Consider the following 20,251-nt stretch of genomic DNA (forward strand, 5'->3'; position numbering starts at 1 on the left):
CTCTACTGCACGCGTGCGGTTAAAAATTCAATGCTTTGTTGTAATAGCAATGCGCCATTTGGCGTTAAAATTGATTCAGGATGAAACTGATAGCCAAGGGCATTATCTTGTTGATGGTAAATTGCCATCGGAATATTTTCATAACAAGCAATTACTTCAACATCATCAGGGACTTTGGTTGCCATTAATGAATGATAACGAGCAACCGGCATTTTATCGCCCATACCCGCGAATACTGGGTGCTCAGTCAACGTAATAATTGATGACTTGCCGTGCACAGTTTCGCCTGCATGACCAATAACCCCACCGTAGCTTTGTGTTAGTGCTTGCTGCCCTAAACAGATACCCAGCATCGGGAAGCGGCCTTTACACAGTTCAATGAGCTCCATTAAACAACCAGCATCAGATGGTGCGCCAGGACCAGGTGAAAGCACTAATAATACAGGCACTGTCTCTTGGCACATTTTGTCGAAGATGCTTTGTGCACTGATGTTATTACGGTATACCACTAACTGGCACCCTAACATAGAAAGTTCATCGACTAAGTTATAACTAAATGAATCAAAGTTATCTAAAAAGTAGATTTTATAGGCTGATGTTGTCGTCATTATTGTGCCTCGTAAGTCGATTGAATCGCAGTGATCACAGCTTGTGCTTTAGCACGGGTTTCATTGGCTTCTGATTGTGGATCTGAATCAAACACCACACCTGCACCTGCTTGCACGTAGGCCGTGCCGTTTTTAACAAAGGCAGAGCGAATAACAATGCAGCTATCCATGGCGCCATCGCCCGTTAAATAACCCACTGCACCTCCATAGCTGCCGCGGCGTTTTTGTTCGGTTTGACGAACTAACTCGGCAGCGCGTACTTTAGGTGCACCCACTAAGGTGCCCATGTTCATACAAGCTTGGTAAGCATGTAGCGCATCGAGTTCAGGTTTTAAAGTACCCACCACGCGTGAAACTAAATGCATCACTTGTGAGTAGCGGTCTACTTTTAATAACTCTTTAGCGTGACGTGTGCCGGGTACGCTAATACGGGCTACATCATTTCTTGCTAAATCAACTAACATAAGGTGCTCGGCACGTTCTTTTTGGTCGTTACGAAGTTCAAGCTCAATGCGGCTGTCTAGGTCTGGATTAATTTGCCCGTTAGCAAACTTGCCACGCGGGCGAGTGCCGGCAATTGGGTATACCTCAACTTGTTTACTCTCTGCGCAATATTTGAGGGCTGACTCGGGTGATGCGCCGAATAACACGAACTCTTCATCGCGCATGTAAAACATATATGGGCTTGGGTTTTGTAGTTTTAATTGGCTATAAGCATGAAGTGAGTCAGGGCAGGCGAGAGAAAAAGTACGTGATGGCACAACTTGGAATATATCGCCATCAACGATGTTATTTTTTAACTTGATGACATGTTCGCAGTATTGCTCGTCGCTAACATCAACAGAAATTGGGTTTGAGCCTGTTTGCTTTTGCCCTTGGTAGCTTTGTGCATTGTCACATACGGCATTTAAACGCTCTAACTGTTGACCAACCTCAAAGCAGTTTGCATGGACTTCAGGGCCGTTGAACACATTGCCAATTAGCTCGGTTGTTTTTGCTTGATGGTCGATGACAACTAACGTTTCGGCGAGGTAGAAAACATAATCCGGGCAGCTGTTTTCGCCGTCAGGCACATCAGAAAGAGTTTCGAAATTAGCAACCATGTCGTAGGCAAACACACCGCCTAAGAACACAGAGAATGGGTTGTCTGTGGTGCTTTTAATACTGTTAATGCAGCTACGTAGCGCACTAAAAGCATTATCTGCTACTAATTTACTGGCTTCATCAATATCGCTTGCGACCTCGTTGTAGGTTAACGTTAATGTATCCTCTACAAGCTCTGCAGAGCAGTTTTGCACATGAGTTTGTAAATAAGGCAGTAATTGCTTGCCATTATTTGACTGTGCAGTGAGTGTGACCTGTTTGCCTTGGCAAACAATACGTAGCGCTGAGTCAACCAAAATTAGACTTTTTACACTGTCTTTAGAATCAATTTCAGCAGACTCTAACAGCAGTGAATTAGGCTTATCGAGTAAACTGTATAACGCAAGTGGGCTACTGATGTAGTCGCGCACTTGAGTGATACTGGTTACTTCACCCGGTGTCGTTGTTATATGACTAAAAATCAAACCTCATTCTCCCTCATTCCCAAAAACTCTTTAAAAAACAAAACCCCGCGAAGCGATGCTTGGCGGGGTTCGTATAAAGATGCCTATAAATTAGATAGACCCTTACCGTCCCGCTAAGCCAGGCGCCACCACCAATGATGTGTAAGAGTTGCTATGTAATTCATTATAAAACCTTAAAATTTAGATATAAAAAAACCCGCTACTTGAGCGGGTTTTGAAATCGTTAGACACGACAATTCGTCACCCGCTAGTTACGAGTGCCACCACCAAATTGTGATTTGAATTGTTTTGTTCATTGTTATTGCTTATTTAACGTGTCTGAAAGTGCATACAGTAAAGCGTACCTAAGCGGATACTGTCAAGTATTAATTTACATATTAGTACGAGTTCGGCATTTACCCATCGCAATTGCCCATTTATGAGGGTAAAACACACAGCTATATAAGATAATCACGCCCTCGCAGTAAATTTTTGTTATACTCACATCATTGATTCAAGAACTTACGTAAAGCAGTCTTTCCCTTTGATAAAATACGATTTACATAGCCACACCACATACTCAGATGGTCAGCTATCAGTCGAGCAATTGTTACACCGCGCGGTTGAGAAAAACATAGATGTGTTTGCAATTACCGATCACGACACGTTAAGTGCGATAAAACCTGCTCGCCAAGTCATTACAAATGATAATTTACCGCTTAAATTAATTGCTGGCGTTGAAGTATCAACAAAATGGGAAAGCTTTGAAATTCATATTGTTGGCTTAAATGTTGATGACGAAAATGACGCACTGTTGTCATTATTACAATCTCAACAAGCCAAGCGTGAAGAGCGCGCTTTAGAGATAGGTCGTCGCCTTGCGAAAAATGGTTTTGAAGGCATTTATGACCAAGCAAGGACATTTGCTGAAAACGCCCAGATCACACGGGCGCATTTTGCCCGTGCACTGATTGAACGTGGTGTAGCTAAAAACTTTCCTGGGGTATTTAAAAAGTACTTAGGGCGAGGAAAAACAGGTTATGTACCAAGTAGTTGGTGCGATATGCAAACTGCAATTGCTGCCATTCATCAAGCCGGTGGGGTTGCCGTTCTAGCACACCCTGGGCGTTATCAAATGTCGAATAAGTGGCTACGGAAATTAATTATTGAATTTAAAGATGCCGGTGGCGATGCGATGGAAGTTGCACAACCACAGCAAGCACCCAGTGAGCGCCAGTTTTTAGGTGAACTTTGCCGTGAATATGGCTTACTTGCGTCACAAGGGTCAGATTTTCATTTTCCGACCAGTTGGTTGGAGTTAGGTAAAAATTTATACTTACCAAAAGATTGCCAAGGGGTTTGGCAAGCATGGGAAGGGCAATAGGAGCGTGTAATGAGTCAGTTTTTTCATATTCATCCAGATAATCCGCAACCACGCTTAATCAGCCAAGCGGTTGATATTATTAAGCAAGGCGGTGTTATCGTATACCCAACCGATTCGGGTTACGCACTTGGCTGTAGCATTGGTAATAAGCAAGCAAAAGAGCGCATTGAACGTATTCGTGGCATTGAAAAACACCATAACTTTACTTTGGTCTGCCGCGACTTATCTGAGCTATCTACCTATGCTCGCGTTGATAATCAGTTATTCAGATTGATTAAAAATAACACCCCTGGGCCTTATACGTTCATCTTTAAAGGCACTAAAGAAGTACCAAAGCGTTTATTAAACGAAAAGAAAAAAACCATTGGTATTCGTGTTATCGAACACCCAATCACCTGTGCTTTATTGGCTGAATTAGGTGAGCCGTTAATGTCGTGCTCTTTAATTTTACCGGGTGAGCAATATACCGAGGCAGATCCTGATGAAATTCGCGATCGCATTGAAAAGCAAGTTGATTTAATTATTCATGGTGGTTATCTTCCTGAACAGGCAACCACAGTAATTGACTTGTCGGATGATGATATCGAAATCTTACGTGTGGGTTGTGGTGATACTAAACCATTTGAGTAGAGACTTCATTGACTAGCCCAGAGCTTGACGCGCCAGATAATTTACAAGAGCCAGTACAGCAAAAGCTGCCACTGGCTTTTTTGCATGGTAAAGCGGTGGTTGATAAACCTGAAGATTTATATATTCCCCCCGATGCATTAGAGATCATTTTAGAAACCTTTGAAGGTCCTCTCGATTTACTTCTGTATTTAATCAAAAAACATAAACTCGATGTACTAGAGCTCTCTATTTTTAGTATTACAGAGCAATACGTGAGTTATGTTGAAATGATGAGCGAGTTTCAGCTTGAGCTGGCTGGTGAATACCTTGTGATGGCGGCGTTATTAGCACAAATTAAATCACGACTATTATTACCAAAACATGAAGAGCTTGAAGAGGAAGAAGACCCTCGAGCTGAGCTTGTCAGACGTTTACAGGAATACGAACAATTTAAAAAAGCCGCAGAAAATCTTGATGAGATCCCTCGCGAAGGCCGCGATATTTTTGTTGCCGAAGCACTGGTGCCAGAATTCAGTGAGCGTGAGGTACTGTTACCTGACGTTGACATGAAAGACTTGTTAGTTGCGCTAAGCGACGTTATGGCCCGAGCTAAAACATTTGAACACCATCATATTACCGCAGAAGCCTTATCGACCCGTGAACGGATGAGCTTAATCTTAGATAAACTCTCAGAAGCCCAATCACAGCTACCTTTTAGTACTCTTTTTACGGTAGAAGAGGGCAGAAGTGGTGTTGTCGTTAGTTTTATCGCCATGTTAGAGCTGGTGAAAGAAAACCTGATCAGCTGCTTTCAGGTAGATGCCAATAGCCAGATTTATGTTGGTTTGGTGGAAGAAGGCGAATAGCTGGAAGTTAATAGTTTTAAGCAGTAAGTTTTAAGTTAGCTGTCAGAGTAGACTGAAAAATATAAGGAAAGCAGATGCAAAGTAAACATTTTACAATCAAAACCATGACCAAGAAGGAAGTCGAACTCATGATTGATTGGGCTGCAGCAGAAGGCTGGAATCCGGGCCTTAATGATGCAGAGTGTTATTTTGCTGCTGATCCTGAAGGATTTCTTGTCGGTTTTCTTGACGTTGAACCTATTGCTACAATTTCTGCCATTAATTACCACGATGTATTTGGCTTTATTGGCTTCTACATTGTTAAACCCGGTTACCGTGGCAAAGGTTACGGAATACAAATCTGGAATGCCGCATTAAAGCGCCTTGAAGGGTTGAATATTGGCCTTGATGGTGTGGTGGAACAGCAAGAAAACTATAAAAAGTCTGGTTTTAATTTGGCTTATCGTAATATTCGTTTTGCAGGAGTAGGCGGTGGTAGTTCACCGCAAAATGCAGACATTGTAGATCTTAATGCTGTGCCATTCGAAATTTTTGACGCATACGAACAGGCTTTTTTCCCAGTGAATAGAGCAAACTTTACCAAAGCCTGGTTAAGCCAACCCCAATGCGACGCTTTGGGCGTAATGAACAATGGGGAACTGGCAGGATACGGCGTAATTCGCAAGTGCCAGAACGGCTTTAAAGTTGGCCCCTTATTTGCCGACTCACCAGAATTAGCTGAATCTTTGTTCCTTGCTTTAAAATCTAAAGCGAGTGCATCCGACGCTATTTTCCTTGATACACCAGAAATCAATCAAGCTGCTGTCGCTTTGGCACAGAAATACAACATGCAGGTGTCATTTGAAACCGCCAGAATGTATACCAACGACTCTCCGAGTTTGCCATTAAACCGTATTTTCGGTGTGACTTCTTTTGAAATCGGCTGAGCTAGATTTAGAATTAGCTAATATCTACCAATTAAACTTTACTAAAGAGTGTGTAATCCATTGTCTCAGATAATGAGGTTAATTTTATATTAATTTTCATAATGTGTGTTCCAAGCTGGCTAAAATCTTTGGGGGGGATAATGATTAATAGTGTAATAGAAAATAAAATAAATGAAGTTATTAACTTGTATTGTGTTCGCCAAGCAGTTGGTAATAGCACATCCTTGAGTTTAGGTTTTGGAAAAAAAGATAACGAAGCTAGTTCTGGAGAGTACCGTGAATGGGAAATTGGAACGTATTCAAGTAATTGGAGAGTTATTAAAAATAAACAGGTAATTTGTGCATGTTTAGATGACGTTGAAACAAATGAAGAGCTAGATGAAAAACTTAAAACTATCAGTTTTGGTTCAATTAGGGCTGTATCTCAAAATGATGTTGGCGACGTAACTTTATCTTTTGATAACTTTGTTCTTGTAGAAATTCTGTGTTTATCAGATGAGGACGACGAAATGTTTCATGTTTTCTGCCCTAATTCAGAATATATTGAATATAATCCTTGCTCAGGTTGGAGAATTGGTCGTTCTGACTCCCCTTGGAAGTAATGATTTGAAACCACAGCCAGCAGAAGCTGGCTTTGTTTTATGGGTGAAAATAGTCGAAATTGCCTATATCAAATTACCGTATAGTACCAAACACCTTCCCCTTTCAACTTTTTTTGGGTGTGCACATACGCACAGAAGCTGTTCGTTTTACGCTATTTTCATTATATAAATCCTAAGCTAAGCTGTACCTAGTTTCACGATTCTCATGGGAAATGAGTATGTTAAAGAATTCAAAGTCAAGTTATGGCTGGGTGGCCATCTTAGTGCACTGGTTAATGGCACTTGGGGTGTTTGGTTTGTTTGGCTTAGGCGTATATATGGTTGAGCTAACCTATTACGACGCTTGGTACAAAGGTTCTTTGGACTTGCATAAAAGCGTTGGTATTACCTTAGCGGCATTATTGCTGTTTCGATTTGGTTGGCGCTTGTTAGGCACCCAACCTGAGCCTGTTGCAGGCAGTTCAAAAGCAATGAATCGAGTTGCACACTCAGCCCATAAACTAATTTATTTAGCTTTAGTCGTCATTGTGACATCAGGCTATTTAATTTCTACGGCTGATGGCCGTGCAATTGAAGTATTTAATTTATTTGATGTACCGGCATTACCAGAGTCGGTCGCAAACCAAGAAGATATTGCAGGTAAAATTCACTTTTATGCCGCGTATGGGCTAATAGCTGTGGTTGTTTTACATGCTTTAGGGGCACTAAAACATCATTTTATCGATAAAGATAAAACCTTAATTAGAATGATCAAACCATTGAAGGATGATTAAAATGAAAAAATTACTATTAGGCACAGCACTAAGTGCTGCACTTTTCTCAACAGCAAACGCAAATGCAGCTGACTACGTTATTGATACAGACGGTGCACACGCATTTGTAACTTTTAAAATTAAGCACTTAGGTTACAGCTGGTTACATGGTCGTTTTAATACTTTTTCAGGTGACTTTAGTTATGACGATAAAGCGCCTAATGCATCTAAAATCAATGTAACGATTGATACTAAAAGCATCGACTCAAACCATGCTGAGCGTGACAAGCACTTACGCGGAAAAGACTTCTTAAATGTTGATAAATACCCAACGGCAACATTCAAAAGCACCTCAATCAAGTTTGATGAAGACGGTGACGAAGCAGATGTAACAGGTGAATTCACCTTAAATGGTGTGACTAAAACCATTACTTTTGAAATTGATAAAATTGGTGAAGGTAAAGATCCATGGGGTGGATACCGTGTTGGTTTTGAAGGTGAAACAAGCCTTAAACTAGCTGACTATGGTATCGACTACAATCTAGGCCCTGCTTCTACGCATGTTGATATCGGTTTATTCATTGAAGGTGTGCGTAAGTAAGCACCATTAATACGACTGCCAATTCGCATAACTATGTGGATTAGGAAATTAAAAGTGCCGCTCAATGAGCGGCACTTTCGTTTCTATCTTTTAACCTTTTTTCTAAAATGGGCTGTAAATTATCAGGTAGCCAGCGAACTAAAACATCATGAAAAGCGTTTGTGTGAGCTATTTTTTCAAGGGTTTCATCTAGTAGTTTTACCGTTTCTTTGCCTTGTTTGTTATTTGTACAACCTATATAACCAACGCTTAATGCCGGTGCTTCGGTGAGTGTCAGTTGGGTCAATTCATCTTTAAAGCCCATTGAGTGCGCCAAATAGTAATGTTCGCTAGGGTAGCCAAGTAATATATCAATGCGCTTCTTATGCAGCATATAAGTTAAGCTTGCGAGTGTATCTCTGCCGGGGCGTGAGATAATATTAGCGTCATGGCTTTCGTTAATCACGCTATCTATATCGGTGCCAAACGAGCGGCTCATTGATACCCCTAATGCCAAGTGTTTTTCGTTTAATAACGATTTTAAAGACACGGGTTTTGTGACGTCTAACTTAAGTTTTGTGGCTAACTCTTTACGTATGGCAATGGAGGGTGATAAACCCACTGTTGAAGTGTGCTCTGTAAACTGAATATGCTGCTTACGGTGCTCGCTTTGATATAACGACAGCATACAGTAATTGTTGTGTGGGTTTGATAGTTCATTCACGGCACGACTAGCCGGCAATAAAGTGCGTTTAAATGAAACCTCTGGCAGAAATTGCTCTAGTAATTTGATCACACTTTCGTCACGACCAGTTCCTTCATATTTGTCATTCATGATGTAGTAGGGAGCAAAATCAACCATGATCCATTCGATTGACTTCGGTTGCTTGGTTGCAGCAACTGGCAGGCAGAAAAGTAATAGTAAAATAGAGCACGTAAAACGCATTTTTACTACCTATTTGTGGGCTTAAAATATAAGTGTAGCAGGAATTTAGCTATATGCAGGCTGGTGATGAAAAACTAAAACGCCAGCGTATTGGCTGGCGTTTATCGGTAGGGTTTAGTTGGCTTTTAGCCACTTCACAAATTGGCGTGCATCACTGGCCTTTTGGAAGATGGCGTTTTTTAAGCCTTGCGTGTCACTAAAAATTACACGCTGTTTATTTACCGAGATTGATTGCACTGGGTGTGCGATCTGGATCAAAGATCCGTTGTATTTATATGACATAATAAAACTCACTCTTTCTTTTGTCTGTGTCTGTAGAGCTTTAATAGGCATTTAAAAAATACAGACCGACATTTGTTGTCTTGCTAACAGTGTTGACTAAGTTTGTGACAGTTTGGTGATGATTTGAAAATTCATCAAAATGTCATTTAGCAAACGAGTTGCAAGTATTTATACGAATATGCGGGAATTACTGGATCAAGGTAAGGGGTTAACCGCGTGGTTTCTAAAAACCAGACAAGTAGAGTACTGTAAGAATTAACTAAGCGCAAGGTTTATTTTTTAAACATCAAAAATAATTTCTGGATGTTTTATAGAAACGGGCGTATTGTGATTAGGCACAAAATAACAATAAGAAGTATGCATATGAATTACCTTTTGGTGTCAGATATATTTGGTAAAACAGCGCATTTATCGCTGCTTGCCCAGCAGCTTCGCGGTAAGGTGAGTCTTTGCGACCCTTACCAAGGAGAAATTCAGCTCCCTATAAATGAGCAGTTTCAATACCAGCATTTCTTAACACAATGCGGCCATGATAGTTATTTTGAAAAAGTACATTTAAAAATGGCTGCTATTCGTCAGCCAACCACGATTATTGCATTTAGTGCAGGCGCTGCTGCCGTTTGGCGAGCTCAAGCAGAGTTAAAAAATTCATTCATTAAAAAAATTATTGCCTTTTATCCATCCCAAGTCAGATATCATCTTGAGCTTGAGGCTAACGTCCCTTGTCGATTTATTTTTCCTCACAGTGAAGAGCATTTTGATATTAAGCCTGTGGTTGCTTCATTAAAAAGCAAAGCAAAGGTGAGCTGTGAAATAGCCGACTTTGGTCATGGTTTTATGAATCCGTTATCTGAAAATTTTAATCAGTTTGGCTATCAGCAATTTACAGAACAACTGTTAAAAGAAAGTTGTCATCTAGAAGTTACCACCAACCATTAAAAACTAGTCTATAGTCATTACTAAACAATAATATAAGTAATAACTATGACGGACCAAGCAAATTACAGCCATTTCTTATCTAACCCGGTTGCTAAACCACCTTGTCGAATGATCAATGCGCAAATGTACGGATTTTTTGTTGCAGGGTGTGAGCAAAAAATGCAGCAGTATGTTGATGCAACTTTAAATTTACTAGCAACCGAATCAACCTCGTTTAATGTGTTAGGGAGCACGTGTTTACTTACCTTCACTGATATCGAAAAAATCTCTTCGTTAACGCCACCTTTTTCAGATCATGGCTGGATGCAAGAAACCGATATTATTATTTGGCTCCCAGTCGCAAAAATGCAAGGTGGTGACATTAGTCATTTATATTGGTATCCGGCATTTATTAGCGTCAATAACATTTATGCTTTAATTAATGGCCGAGAAGCCTGGGGTTATAATAAATACCTCTGTGAATATCAAATGCCTGCGACTGTGAGTGATGCGGGCGCCTTTAGCATTTCTTTAGAATGTTTTGATGTGTTTAACCCAGACTCTAAATTAGCGATGCATGATCTATTAACCATTGAGCAAACGCAGGCAAGCACGAAGGAAAACCTACTCGATAACTTATCGCATTTTTCTAAACACGTGACAGATTTATTTGATGCGCAAATTCAAGGCATTGATTTATCACTTCTTAAACAATTGTTAAGCGGGTTTATACATCCGCAGATGGATCAGATTTTGTTTAAACAATTTCCCGATGGTCAAGGAGATAAAGCCGTTTATCAAAGCGTGGTTCACTCACCATCTTTAATCAAAAAAATTCACCAATTAAAACTTTTACACAATGATTTTAGTTTGGATGTAAAAGCCCTTGCGAGCTTTCCTCTGAATGACATGTTTGGCATTGCACTTGGCAAACAAGCGGTTCATTTACCCTTTTACGTCAATATGGACTTTGACCAGCTTGGCGCAACACAACTGTTACCGGTACAGGGGTAACCATGGAAAAAGAAAAAATTACCATTGTCGGTGGCGGTGTTGCAGCGATGACCGCGGCAGTGTATTTAACCGAGCAAGCTAATTGGCAAAGCCAACGCGAGATTACCATTTATCAACAGGGGTGGCGCCTAGGTGGTAAAGGGGCGAGTGGCCGAAACGCCCATTTTGGACAGCGAATCGAAGAGCATGGTTTACATGTTTGGTTTGGTGCCTACGTAAATAGCTTTCGCACCTTAGAAGGGGTGTATAACGCACTCAATCGACCTGCTAGTTGTTCATTGGCTACTTGGCAGCAGGCATTTAAACCACACAGTTTTATTGCTTTACAAGAGTTTATTGATAACGAATGGCAAACTTGGCCGATAGATTTTCCTACCGTTGAAGGGAACCCCGCTGATGGCAGCCTAGATATAACAGTGTGGGACTTTGTCACCATGACATTAGCATGGCTAAAAAAATGGACCGAAGGTATTGAACATGTTTGTCAGCAGCAAGACGCTAAAACCACTTTAGTGACTAAAAAGTCACGGGATCAATCGTTACTCAAACACATGTATCAAGAAATCAAAGCAGACATTGATACCCATTTAAATGGCGCAAAGAAATTCATCGATGATATTGAAGCAGGCGCAACTGAAATTGCCTCGAACCCACGAACATTGATAACTCATTTGCTGCAGTTCACCGAAAAGCAGGCCACCCATACAGATAAACAGGCCGATCGACTGGTGATTTGGTATATCGTCAGAAAGTTAAAACGTTGGTTTAAAGACCAAGTTATTGATTTACTCGATGACAACCCAGAGCTGCGCAGACTTTATATTTGTGCCGATCTTGCGATTGCAATGCTCACCGGATTGATTAAAGACAAAGTATATCGCGACGGTTTTGGTGTCATTAATTGCTTCGACTTTCGTCAGTGGCTCGAAAAAAATGGTGCTAACAAAACTTACAGTGTCGATTCCGCGCCAGTGCGTGGCTTTTATGATTTGGTGTTCGCATACCCTAAAGGTGACTTTAATAAACCCAATGTTGAAGCAGGCGTTGCCGCCCTTGCCATGTTACGTATAGGGCTTTGCTATAAAGGCGGCGTGATGTGGAAAATGCAAGCTGGGATGGGCGATGTCATTTTTGGGCCAATTTATGAACTTTTAAAGCAGCGCGGCGTTAAGTTTAAGTTTTTCCATCAGTTAACTAACTTAGCTGCAGGGCAAACTGACCAAGGTGAACAGCTGGTAAGTAAAATTGAGCTTTGCCAACAGGTGAGTTTAGTTGGCCAAGACTATGATCCGCTCATCGATGTTAAGCAGCTACCATGCTGGCCAAGTGAGCCTCTGTATGAGCAAATCAGCTCTGAACAAGCGCACTTATTACAAGAATATCAAATCAATTTAGAGTCATTTTGGAGTAATTGGCCCGAGGTGTATCAAGAGCACTTTGGTACCCCATTGCCAACAGTGACGCTTCGCCATGGTATTGATTTTGACACACTTATTTTAGGTGTATCGGTTGCCTCACTTGAACACGTGGCCCCTGAACTTTTAGCTGTAGATTACGCGCTCTCTCAACAAGCTACAAAAGTACAAAGTGTAGCGACTCAGGCTTGCCAGGTATGGTTGAATAAAACCGACCAACAACTTGGCTTTACGCAAACCAATGCCGCTCATGAAGGACCTATTTTAAGTGGCTTTGTTGAGCCGTTTGATACCTGGGCGGCAATGGGCAACTTGCTCGATAAAGAAGATTGGCCAAGTGAAAATGCGCCCGTGAACATTGCCTATTTTTGCAGTGCATTTAGCTGCGAAAACTATCCACCTGCCAGTGCTCATCAATTCCCAGAGCAAATGAAAGCCGAAGTAAAATCAAATATGCATAATTTGTTTAGTGCAGATATGCGGCCACTTTGGCCTCAAGCCTATATTGATAACAAATTTGATTGGCAGGTTTTTTACAGTGATCCGCACAGCATTTTACCTGCTCTCGAGCAACAATACTGGCGCGTTAATGTTGATCCCAGTGAGCGCTACGTCTTATCTGTGGTTGATACAAGTAAATACCGCCTAGCTACTGATGGCAGTCAGTTTGTCAATTTGCGCATCACTGGCGATTGGATAAAAACCGGTGTTAATGCTGGCTGTGTTGAGGCTGCTGTAATGGCCGGTATGCAAACAGCGCGGGCAATATGTGGTTGGCCAAGCGAAATTAGCGGAGAGCATGCATTCGAAAAAAGTTAGGGTGAGCAAAGTTATAAATAAGTATGCGTATAAGTCATGAATTTTCATGATTTATATGCGACTTTAATCTATTGTTTGGTCTATACTTACCACTAAATTACAACAATTTAACAAGTTTCCCTCTTTTAAGGTCTAAAAGCCAATGAAGCGACCCTTTCTGAATGATCCTAAATTTATGATGATGTCGAGCACCTGCTTGGCAGCATGTGTAATGGCAAGCGCTTTTGCACAAGGAGCTGAGACTGAAAAAGACATGGAAGTTATTAGCGTTTATGCACAAAAGCGTCCGCAAGCAATTGAAGATGTGAGTGTAGCGGTAAGCCAAGTGGATGGCGAAATTTTAAAAGCTCAGCATTTTAAAGATTCAACTGAAATTGGCTTGTTTGCGCCAAATGTTAAAATCACCCAAAACGCCGCAGAAGGGACGCCTCCCGCTGTGAGTATCCGTGGGGTGGGGTTACTTGATTACAATACGGCTAATACCTCACCTGTTGCTATGTATCTTGATGGCGTTGCGATGGGGTCTGCTAATAATCAAATTGTTAACTTGTACGATATTGAACAGCTCGATATTTTACGCGGCCCGCAGGGTACCTTGTTTGGTCGTAATTCTACCGGTGGTGCAATACTTATACGCTCAAATCGCCCTGAGTTTGATAGCTATGGCTCGTTGACATTAGGCGTTGCCAACAATAATGCCACCAGCGTTGATGGTATGTGGAACCAGCAACTATCAGGTTCCAGTGCATTACGAATTGCGGTTAACTATCAAGACTACGAATACTCAACAAAAAACACTTATGCAGACTCGCCAACAGCAGGCATGGAGCAGAAAAATGCCCGTGTGTCTTTTTTGTCTGAGTGGGATGAGGTTGATCTTTACCTGCAAGCGCATATTGAAGATTGGGATGGTATTGCCCAGCCAGTTGGTAGTATTGGTATTGTCGCAAACCCTTTAACGGGTGAGCTGTGTTCACCAGCAGATGCGGGCTCAACACGCTGTTTTGATAACTTTGGTTTTAATGATGGCAGTGATGACTTCTTTGCGGTGAGCGTCAATAACGATTCACCTCATAAATCCGATGGCTACGGTTTTATTGCTGAACTGAATTGGCATTTAAACGAGCAAAGTACATTTACTTCACTGTCGAGCTTTAACGATTTAGAAAGAAGCCACGCTTTTAACTGCGATGGCTCCCCAGCTCGTTTGTGCGAAGGGGTATTAGGGTTAGATACCCAACTATTCAGCCAAGAATTCAGGTTATTAAACGAACTTGCTGATTACACACTCACCAGTGGTATTTATTTTGCCGATGAGACAATTGAGCAAGATAATTTAAATGATATTTTGCGTGATTTCCGGGGTGTTTTACCGACAAATTTAACCGCGACCTTTATCTACGATAACGAAATCAAGATGCAAAATTTGGCTGTATTTAGCCAAATTGAAGTGCCTGTCGCAGATAAATGGATGATTACAGCCGGTCTTAGATATGACTATGAGTCACTTGAGTATGACTCAATCGCCACCTTAAATGCGGTGGTTGATGTGAACGACTTAGACGGGGTACTGGTACCATTTTATCGCGTTACCGATGAGCAGTCGGATAACGGTTTTACCGGGCAATTTGCCGTTAATTATCGCTATTCAGATACAAGCAATCTTTATTATCGTTTTGCTAATGGTAGTAAAAGCGGTGGCTACAATGGCGGCTTTTTGTCATCCGAAGAACAAGCAATCTTGGCAAACTATGGCAAAGAGCGCTTAAATGCCCATGAAATTGGCTTAAAGTCGTTCTGGCCTGGGAAGCAACTTAGAATGAACTGGGCGGCGTTTTATTATGATTATAACGACCAACAAGTGTTTATGAACCAAGCGTCAGAAACACCGCAAATGCCCCCAGTGCAATTACTTGAAAATGTGGCTGACTCAACAATTTACGGCCTTGAAACTGAAATTAATTACCAAGCAACTAAGCAATTAGCCATGCTACTTTCAGTAGGCTATATCCCCCATGCTGAATTTGAAGAGTACGTTGACCCACTTGGTAATAGTATTACCGATAACCAACTACCATTTACCTCTAAATGGAATGTATCAGCGGGGTTAAAATACGACACCAGCTTGGCGTCGTATCCGTTATCGGCCAACATTATTTACGATTATCAGTCTGAGTTTTATTTTGACCAGAACATGAACCCATATGCCCGCCAAGACGGTTTTAGCATTGTTAATGCGCATCTAAAATACGATGTTGAAAATTGGTCATTTACTTTATGGGGCAAAAATTTATTTGATACTGAATACAGTCAGTTAAAGTTCGATTTAAGCTCGTTCCTAGGCATGCTTGAAGACTTTAAAGGGGAAGGGCGTCGCTATGGCTTTGATGTTTCACTGCAATTCTAGTCGTTGCCATCTCCACACTGGTACAGGGGTTTTGTGAATGCGGTTTAAGCTGTATTTTAGTACTCTGCTGTTTTTGTTGTTATTAAGTGTTTCGGCTAATGCACAAGAGACGTTTGTCTACACCGATGCTGTGGCTGATCAAAATCTTCATGATGTCGGTGATGTGTTTACGGCGAACGATAATATGTTCCCGCAATCAGTGGCTGAAATTGATACTTGGCGAGCCAGCAAAAAGCCACAATCTCGAATAAGCTCGGTTGGTGGTAGTTATTGGTTAATTGTTGAAATTGAAAATCAAAGTGATATCGAAGATTTAGTGCTCTATCCGTATAACACCTTGGTTTCAAAAATAGAAAGCCGCATTTACGATATCACTGATCCAACAGCCCCCATACAGCACTTTGTAACGGGTGGTAAAGAGCCAAATCAGTTTGCATTCCACTATGGTAATCGTTTGTCTCTTGTGAAAGGCAAGCGCTATACGCTTATTACTTATTTTGAAAGTGACTACTTTTATACCCCTGCAAAGCTAGTATTAACGCCATACCAAGATTATTTTCAGAATATAACCGTTGAAAATATGGTCATGATGCTCTGCTTTGGGGTGGGTATTGCGCTTGGCTTATATAACTTATTAATTTATTTGGTTTCCCGTGATGTGACACATCTTTACTATGCATTATTTACTGCATCTTGGGTGTTTGCTTGGAGCCACTTTTTCCATATTTCGGATCAGCTATTTGGTTACTATAATCCTCACCTTCATTGGCTTGGCTTTGCGCTCACGCCATTAACCAATATTCTGTTTTACAACAACTTGCTTAAACTCAAAGAGACATTTCCAAAACTGGCGCAATTATCATTGATGGTGGGTGTGATCGCGACCTTGGGTATACCGTTTTGTATTTTATGGCCAAGCTTTGGTTTTTATTGGTCAACGTTAGTGACGGGCGTTGCTTTATGTTTAGGCTTATACATAGGTATTCGCTGTATGCTTATTGGCTTTAAGCCGGCGCGATATTTTGTGCTTGCTTACATAGCCATGATGCTACCGAATATGGTAGGTAATTTAACGAATTTAGGCTTGCTGCCAGCAACCTCCATTAATTTATATTTATTGGGTTTGATAGGCACCGCTATGGACGCTATGTTGCTTGCGTTTGCTGTGGCCGATAAGTTTAGACTGCTTCACGATGACAACGTAGAGCTCAACAAAAATCTAGAAGAAAAAGTCCATTTAAGAACGTTGGAGCTTGAAGAACTCGCCTCAGAGCTTCGCGATGCAAATGAGGCTAAAAGCCGTTTCTTAGCGAATATCAGTCATGAAATTCGCACCCCAATGACGTCAATCATTGGTTATGCAGATGGCATTATGCTCGGGGATATTAAGCCCCATGAGCGCAACCATGGAATTGGGGTTATTTTGCAAAATAGTCGTCATGTTCTTGGATTAATTAACGATATCCTCGATATGTCGAAGATTGAAGCTAACAAGCTCGAAATTGATTTAGTCGAAACGGACTTGTTTGCCACGATTGCCAATATAGAGTCGCTCATTGGCAAGCAAATTCGCGATAAGGGCTTAAAGTTCAGTGTCGATTATCAGTTCCCATTACCAGACTACTTGATTACCGATCCGAGTCGATTAAGGCAAATCTTATTAAACTTAACAACCAATGCCCTTAAGTTCACGCAAGTGGGGCGTATAACCTTAACTGTGAGCTGTCACAACGATAAGTTGTCAATTAGTGTAAAAGATACTGGCATTGGTATGACTGAAAAAGAGCAGCAGTTGTTATTTAGTGCTTTTTATCAAGCTGATTCGAGTATTTCTAGGCAGTATGGTGGCACAGGTCTTGGTCTTAATATTTCAAAGAGCCTTGCGCAGAAATTGGATGGGGATATCAGCGTTAAAAGTAATGTCGGCTCTGGCAGTGAGTTTATTTTCACTATGTCGGTGTACACCACAGACAACACTCGTTGGCTCAATGATATGAGCGAAGTGAAACTTGTTGAAACCTCACCGTTTAGTAAGCTTGATGCGCCAGAGAACCTAAAGGGCAGGGTATTACTTGCCGAAGACCACCCAGATAACCGACGTTTAATTGCGCGAATATTAGAGCGTATGGGGCTGACAGTGACCACCGTTGAAAATGGTAAAGACGCAGTACAAGCAACCCTCGAAGACAGCTTTGACCTTATTTTGCTCGATATTCAAATGCCGATTATGGACGGCCAAGAAGCTTTAAAAATGATGCAAGCAACCGGAGTAAGCGTGCCTATCATTGCGCTAACAGCGAATACTATGAAGCATGAAGTGACGCGTTATATGAAGCAGGGCTTTAATGATTTGATTGCAAAACCAATCGATAGAAATGCCTTTAGTCATAAAATTGCCAGTTATTTAGAATGCGATGAGTTAGCAGATATAAAGTTGCCTGAAAAAGAGTTTCAGGCATTAAAAAATGATTATATAAAAGGGTTAGAGACACAGTACAAAGAAATGCTAGAACAATATAAAAAAATGGATTTAGAAGGGTTTAGCAAAAATGTGCATATGCTCAAAGGTGCAGCTAATATGTTTGAGTGTGAAATGCTGTATGTAAAAGCAGTGGCTGTCGATACGGCCTTAAAAGAGGATACTGTAACCTTGGATACCCAGTTAATTGGCTCATTATTTAATGCGATGGAAAATGAATTTACCAAGGTAACCCATTGATTGTTTGAATAGCGGCTATTTATTTGTAAGCACAGACAAATTAGCTATTTCTTGATATTAATATTGTTAAAACTCTTTGCTGGGAAGGCATGATGCAGTATCAACATATTTCAGTCCCCTCGAACGGCGCGCAAATTACGATTGATAGTAAGGGCCAATGGCATATTCCTGATAACCCGGTTATTGCTTATATTGAAGGCGATGGTGTGGGTCAAGATATTAGCCCGGTGATGCGAGATATTGTCGATGCTGCGGTGAGTCATGCTTATCAAGGTGATAAACAAATACATTGGATGGAAGTGTTCAATGGCGAAAAAGCGGCAGCATTATACGACGGCGACTGGTTCCCGCAAGAAACCCTGCATGCCGTTAGACAGTATAAAATTGCCATAAAAGGGCCGTTAACAACCCCCCTTGGCGGAGGCTTTCGCTCATTAAATGTGGCTCTTCGTCATGAGATGGACTTATTCGTTAACATGCGGCCCATTCGCAGTTACCCGCATTTACCATCGCCCTTAAAAGAGCCTGAAAAAACCCAAATCACAGTAATACGCGACAGCTCTGAAGACGTTTACTCGGGCATTGAATGGCAGGCTGGCAGTATTGACAACGAACGTATGCTTGATTTCTTATGCCAAGAAATGGGTGTCACCCGACTTCGTTTTGATAACCAATGTGGCATTGGTATTAAAAATAGCTCGAAAGAGGCGGCAGAGCGACTAATGCGTTACGCCCTTAACTTTGCCCTTAAAGAGCGCAGTGAATCACTGACTGTGGTGCACAAAGGCAATGTATTAAAATTTACCGATGGCGCTTTTAAACGCTGGGCATTTGCCCTTGCAGAGCAAGAGTTTAACGCTGAAGCGCATGAAAATGGTCGTTGGTTGGTGATCAAACGAGACGAACAAGATGATTTAATCATTAAAGAAGTGATTGCTGATAATATGCTTCAACAAGCGCTGCTCACCCCAGAGCAATTTGATGTGGTGGTAACAACCAATCAAAACGGCGATTACTTAGCTGATATGCTAACCGCACAAGTCGGTGGGGTAGGTATTATGCCTGCGGCAAACTTAAATAATGAAGTGGCCTTTTTTGAACCAACTCATGGCACATTTAATCGCATCGCCGGGGAAGATAGTGCAAATCCAACAAGCAGTATTTTAAGTGCGGTTATGATGCTACGCTTTATGGGCTGGCACGAAGCGGCGAATAAAATAGAAAAAGCCCTAGAACAGACGCTTACAGCGAATGAAATGACGTTTGATTTGGCTAACTTAGTAGCCGATGCGACGATGCTTAGTTGCAGTGATTTTGCAACAAGCATCATCGCGCGAATAAGTAACTCAAATAATGAACCATATTAAGCGGCATTGGCGCTTTTAACTGCGTAGACACATGGTTTACCTGTTAACTGTGCTGCACGTTGATAAATGTGCTCTGCACCCGGCTCATTGCTTGTCATGCCTGTTAATGTATCCATTAACGCAACCACTAAAATAGCTGGTACTTGGCAGCAATATTCATCGAGCACTGCAGTTGTTGTTTGTGCATCAACATGGCAATGCGGGTGAGTACGTACTGTGCTATATGCTTTTAACAGTGTGTCTGCTTGTAAAACATCATCATCTTGATGTTTGGTTTTACGACATTGGCAACCAAACTCATCAACCATGGTTGCCAGTGTTTGGTAAATTTCTTCGCAAGCTAAATCGCTTTTTTTACAAAGCTGCTGCTCGATGAATGAGTGTAATTGACCATTGATGTAAAGGCCGTCCTGTTGAGTGAATTGCGCTGAAGTTTCCATAATCATTTTCTCTTTGTTTATGTGCTTAACTTCACTCTAGCCCTTCACTC

Annotated in this window: 18 protein-coding genes; 14 read left to right on the top strand and 4 right to left on the bottom strand. The window is 41.4% G+C overall.

Going from position 1 to position 20,251, the window contains the following annotated elements:
- Positions 1 to 2: 2 nt before the first annotated feature.
- Both JIG37_RS17075 and JIG37_RS17080 read right to left on the bottom strand, forming a co-directional pair.
- Entirely contained in the window at positions 3 to 608 is a 606-nt protein-coding gene (locus tag JIG37_RS17075) for an aminodeoxychorismate/anthranilate synthase component II (RefSeq protein WP_062565123.1), read from the bottom strand.
- Positions 608 to 2,176, bottom strand: a complete 1,569-nt coding sequence (locus tag JIG37_RS17080; protein WP_062565124.1) for an anthranilate synthase component 1 — start codon at positions 2,174 to 2,176, stop codon at positions 608 to 610. Before JIG37_RS17080 ends, JIG37_RS17075 begins: the two co-directional genes overlap by 1 nt.
- Before the next feature lie 523 nt (positions 2,177 to 2,699).
- On the opposite strand from JIG37_RS17080, the gene JIG37_RS17085 reads away from it, so the two are divergent.
- The 7 genes from JIG37_RS17085 to JIG37_RS17115 all read left to right on the top strand — a co-directional run bounded on the left by JIG37_RS17085 (position 2,700) and on the right by JIG37_RS17115 (position 7,895).
- Positions 2,700 to 3,539, top strand: coding sequence for a PHP domain-containing protein (locus tag JIG37_RS17085; protein ID WP_199529901.1), 840 nt, complete (start codon positions 2,700 to 2,702; stop codon positions 3,537 to 3,539).
- Between the two features lie 9 nt (positions 3,540 to 3,548).
- Positions 3,549 to 4,169: an L-threonylcarbamoyladenylate synthase gene (locus tag JIG37_RS17090; RefSeq protein WP_130166260.1), complete on the top strand. Its 621-nt coding sequence runs from the start codon at positions 3,549 to 3,551 to the stop codon at positions 4,167 to 4,169.
- Between the two features lie 8 nt (positions 4,170 to 4,177).
- The gene (locus JIG37_RS17095; protein ID WP_054561234.1) at positions 4,178 to 5,014 is read left to right on the top strand and encodes a ScpA family protein; all 837 of its coding nucleotides are present in this window, start codon (positions 4,178 to 4,180) and stop codon (positions 5,012 to 5,014) included.
- 74 nt (positions 5,015 to 5,088) lie between these two features.
- Positions 5,089 to 5,940, top strand: a complete 852-nt coding sequence (locus tag JIG37_RS17100) for a GNAT family N-acetyltransferase (protein ID WP_199529902.1) — start codon at positions 5,089 to 5,091, stop codon at positions 5,938 to 5,940.
- A 140-nt stretch (positions 5,941 to 6,080) separates the two neighbouring features.
- Positions 6,081 to 6,542: a hypothetical protein gene (locus JIG37_RS17105; protein WP_199529903.1), complete on the top strand. Its 462-nt coding sequence runs from the start codon at positions 6,081 to 6,083 to the stop codon at positions 6,540 to 6,542.
- Positions 6,543 to 6,760: 218 nt separating this feature from the next.
- A complete protein-coding gene (locus JIG37_RS17110) occupies positions 6,761 to 7,315 on the top strand; it encodes a cytochrome b (protein ID WP_199529904.1) in 555 nt (184 codons plus the stop codon).
- A gap of 1 nt (position 7,316) precedes the next feature.
- Entirely contained in the window at positions 7,317 to 7,895 is a 579-nt protein-coding gene (locus JIG37_RS17115; protein ID WP_054552925.1) for a YceI family protein, read from the top strand.
- Between the two features lie 61 nt (positions 7,896 to 7,956).
- Here the strand turns inward: JIG37_RS17115 and JIG37_RS17120 are convergent, their stop codons facing one another.
- Positions 7,957 to 8,820, bottom strand: a complete 864-nt coding sequence (locus JIG37_RS17120; RefSeq protein ID WP_199529905.1) for a TIGR02285 family protein — start codon at positions 8,818 to 8,820, stop codon at positions 7,957 to 7,959.
- 53 nt (positions 8,821 to 8,873) lie between these two features.
- On the opposite strand from JIG37_RS17120, the gene JIG37_RS17125 reads away from it, so the two are divergent.
- The 7 genes from JIG37_RS17125 (at position 8,874) to icd (ending at position 19,761) form a co-directional block, all read left to right on the top strand.
- Positions 8,874 to 9,020, top strand: coding sequence for a hypothetical protein (locus tag JIG37_RS17125; protein WP_171043800.1), 147 nt, complete (start codon positions 8,874 to 8,876; stop codon positions 9,018 to 9,020).
- 445 nt (positions 9,021 to 9,465) lie between these two features.
- Positions 9,466 to 10,041: a dienelactone hydrolase family protein gene (locus tag JIG37_RS17130; RefSeq protein ID WP_166340690.1), complete on the top strand. Its 576-nt coding sequence runs from the start codon at positions 9,466 to 9,468 to the stop codon at positions 10,039 to 10,041.
- A gap of 45 nt (positions 10,042 to 10,086) precedes the next feature.
- Positions 10,087 to 11,034: an acetoacetate decarboxylase gene (locus JIG37_RS17135; RefSeq protein WP_199529906.1), complete on the top strand. Its 948-nt coding sequence runs from the start codon at positions 10,087 to 10,089 to the stop codon at positions 11,032 to 11,034.
- 2 nt (positions 11,035 to 11,036) lie between these two features.
- A complete protein-coding gene (locus tag JIG37_RS17140) occupies positions 11,037 to 13,268 on the top strand; it encodes an NAD(P)-binding protein (protein ID WP_199529907.1) in 2,232 nt (743 codons plus the stop codon).
- Between the two features lie 142 nt (positions 13,269 to 13,410).
- Entirely contained in the window at positions 13,411 to 15,675 is a 2,265-nt protein-coding gene (locus JIG37_RS17145; RefSeq protein WP_199529908.1) for a TonB-dependent receptor, read from the top strand.
- Between the two features lie 37 nt (positions 15,676 to 15,712).
- Positions 15,713 to 18,394 carry a 7TM diverse intracellular signaling domain-containing protein gene (locus JIG37_RS17150; RefSeq protein WP_199529909.1) on the top strand — a complete coding sequence of 894 codons (2,682 nt, stop codon included), beginning with the start codon at positions 15,713 to 15,715 and terminating at the stop codon, positions 18,392 to 18,394.
- Positions 18,395 to 18,486: 92 nt separating this feature from the next.
- The gene (icd, locus tag JIG37_RS17155) at positions 18,487 to 19,761 is read left to right on the top strand and encodes an NADP-dependent isocitrate dehydrogenase (RefSeq protein WP_199529931.1); all 1,275 of its coding nucleotides are present in this window, start codon (positions 18,487 to 18,489) and stop codon (positions 19,759 to 19,761) included.
- On the opposite strand, the gene JIG37_RS17160 is transcribed toward icd, so the two are convergent.
- Complete coding sequence (locus JIG37_RS17160) at positions 19,758 to 20,201, bottom strand: hypothetical protein (RefSeq protein ID WP_138602318.1); 444 nt, start codon at positions 20,199 to 20,201, stop codon at positions 19,758 to 19,760. The genes icd and JIG37_RS17160 overlap by 4 nt on opposite strands.
- Positions 20,202 to 20,251 lie beyond the last annotated feature (50 nt).

Origin of the sequence: Pseudoalteromonas sp. bablab_jr010 (assembly GCF_016464105.1) — a bacterium.
Lineage (GTDB): Bacteria > Pseudomonadota > Gammaproteobacteria > Enterobacterales > Alteromonadaceae > Pseudoalteromonas > Pseudoalteromonas simplex.

What these genes read in the sequence shown, in the direction of transcription:
- JIG37_RS17075 (WP_062565123.1), bottom strand. Translation starts at nt 608, where the DNA reads ATGACGACAACATCAGCCTATAAAATCTACTTTTTAGATAACTTTGAT.
- JIG37_RS17090 (WP_130166260.1), top strand. Translation starts at nt 3,549, where the DNA reads ATGAGTCAGTTTTTTCATATTCATCCAGATAATCCGCAACCACGCTTA.
- JIG37_RS17100 (WP_199529902.1), top strand. Translation starts at nt 5,089, where the DNA reads ATGCAAAGTAAACATTTTACAATCAAAACCATGACCAAGAAGGAAGTC.
- JIG37_RS17105 (WP_199529903.1), top strand. Translation starts at nt 6,081, where the DNA reads ATGATTAATAGTGTAATAGAAAATAAAATAAATGAAGTTATTAACTTG.
- JIG37_RS17110 (WP_199529904.1), top strand. Translation starts at nt 6,761, where the DNA reads ATGTTAAAGAATTCAAAGTCAAGTTATGGCTGGGTGGCCATCTTAGTG.
- JIG37_RS17115 (WP_054552925.1), top strand. Translation starts at nt 7,317, where the DNA reads ATGAAAAAATTACTATTAGGCACAGCACTAAGTGCTGCACTTTTCTCA.
- JIG37_RS17120 (WP_199529905.1), bottom strand. Translation starts at nt 8,820, where the DNA reads ATGCGTTTTACGTGCTCTATTTTACTATTACTTTTCTGCCTGCCAGTT.
- JIG37_RS17125 (WP_171043800.1), top strand. Translation starts at nt 8,874, where the DNA reads ATGCAGGCTGGTGATGAAAAACTAAAACGCCAGCGTATTGGCTGGCGT.
- JIG37_RS17130 (WP_166340690.1), top strand. Translation starts at nt 9,466, where the DNA reads ATGAATTACCTTTTGGTGTCAGATATATTTGGTAAAACAGCGCATTTA.
- JIG37_RS17135 (WP_199529906.1), top strand. Translation starts at nt 10,087, where the DNA reads ATGACGGACCAAGCAAATTACAGCCATTTCTTATCTAACCCGGTTGCT.
- JIG37_RS17140 (WP_199529907.1), top strand. Translation starts at nt 11,037, where the DNA reads ATGGAAAAAGAAAAAATTACCATTGTCGGTGGCGGTGTTGCAGCGATG.
- JIG37_RS17145 (WP_199529908.1), top strand. Translation starts at nt 13,411, where the DNA reads ATGAAGCGACCCTTTCTGAATGATCCTAAATTTATGATGATGTCGAGC.
- JIG37_RS17150 (WP_199529909.1), top strand. Translation starts at nt 15,713, where the DNA reads ATGCGGTTTAAGCTGTATTTTAGTACTCTGCTGTTTTTGTTGTTATTA.
- icd (WP_199529931.1), top strand. Translation starts at nt 18,487, where the DNA reads ATGCAGTATCAACATATTTCAGTCCCCTCGAACGGCGCGCAAATTACG.
- JIG37_RS17160 (WP_138602318.1), bottom strand. Translation starts at nt 20,201, where the DNA reads ATGGAAACTTCAGCGCAATTCACTCAACAGGACGGCCTTTACATCAAT.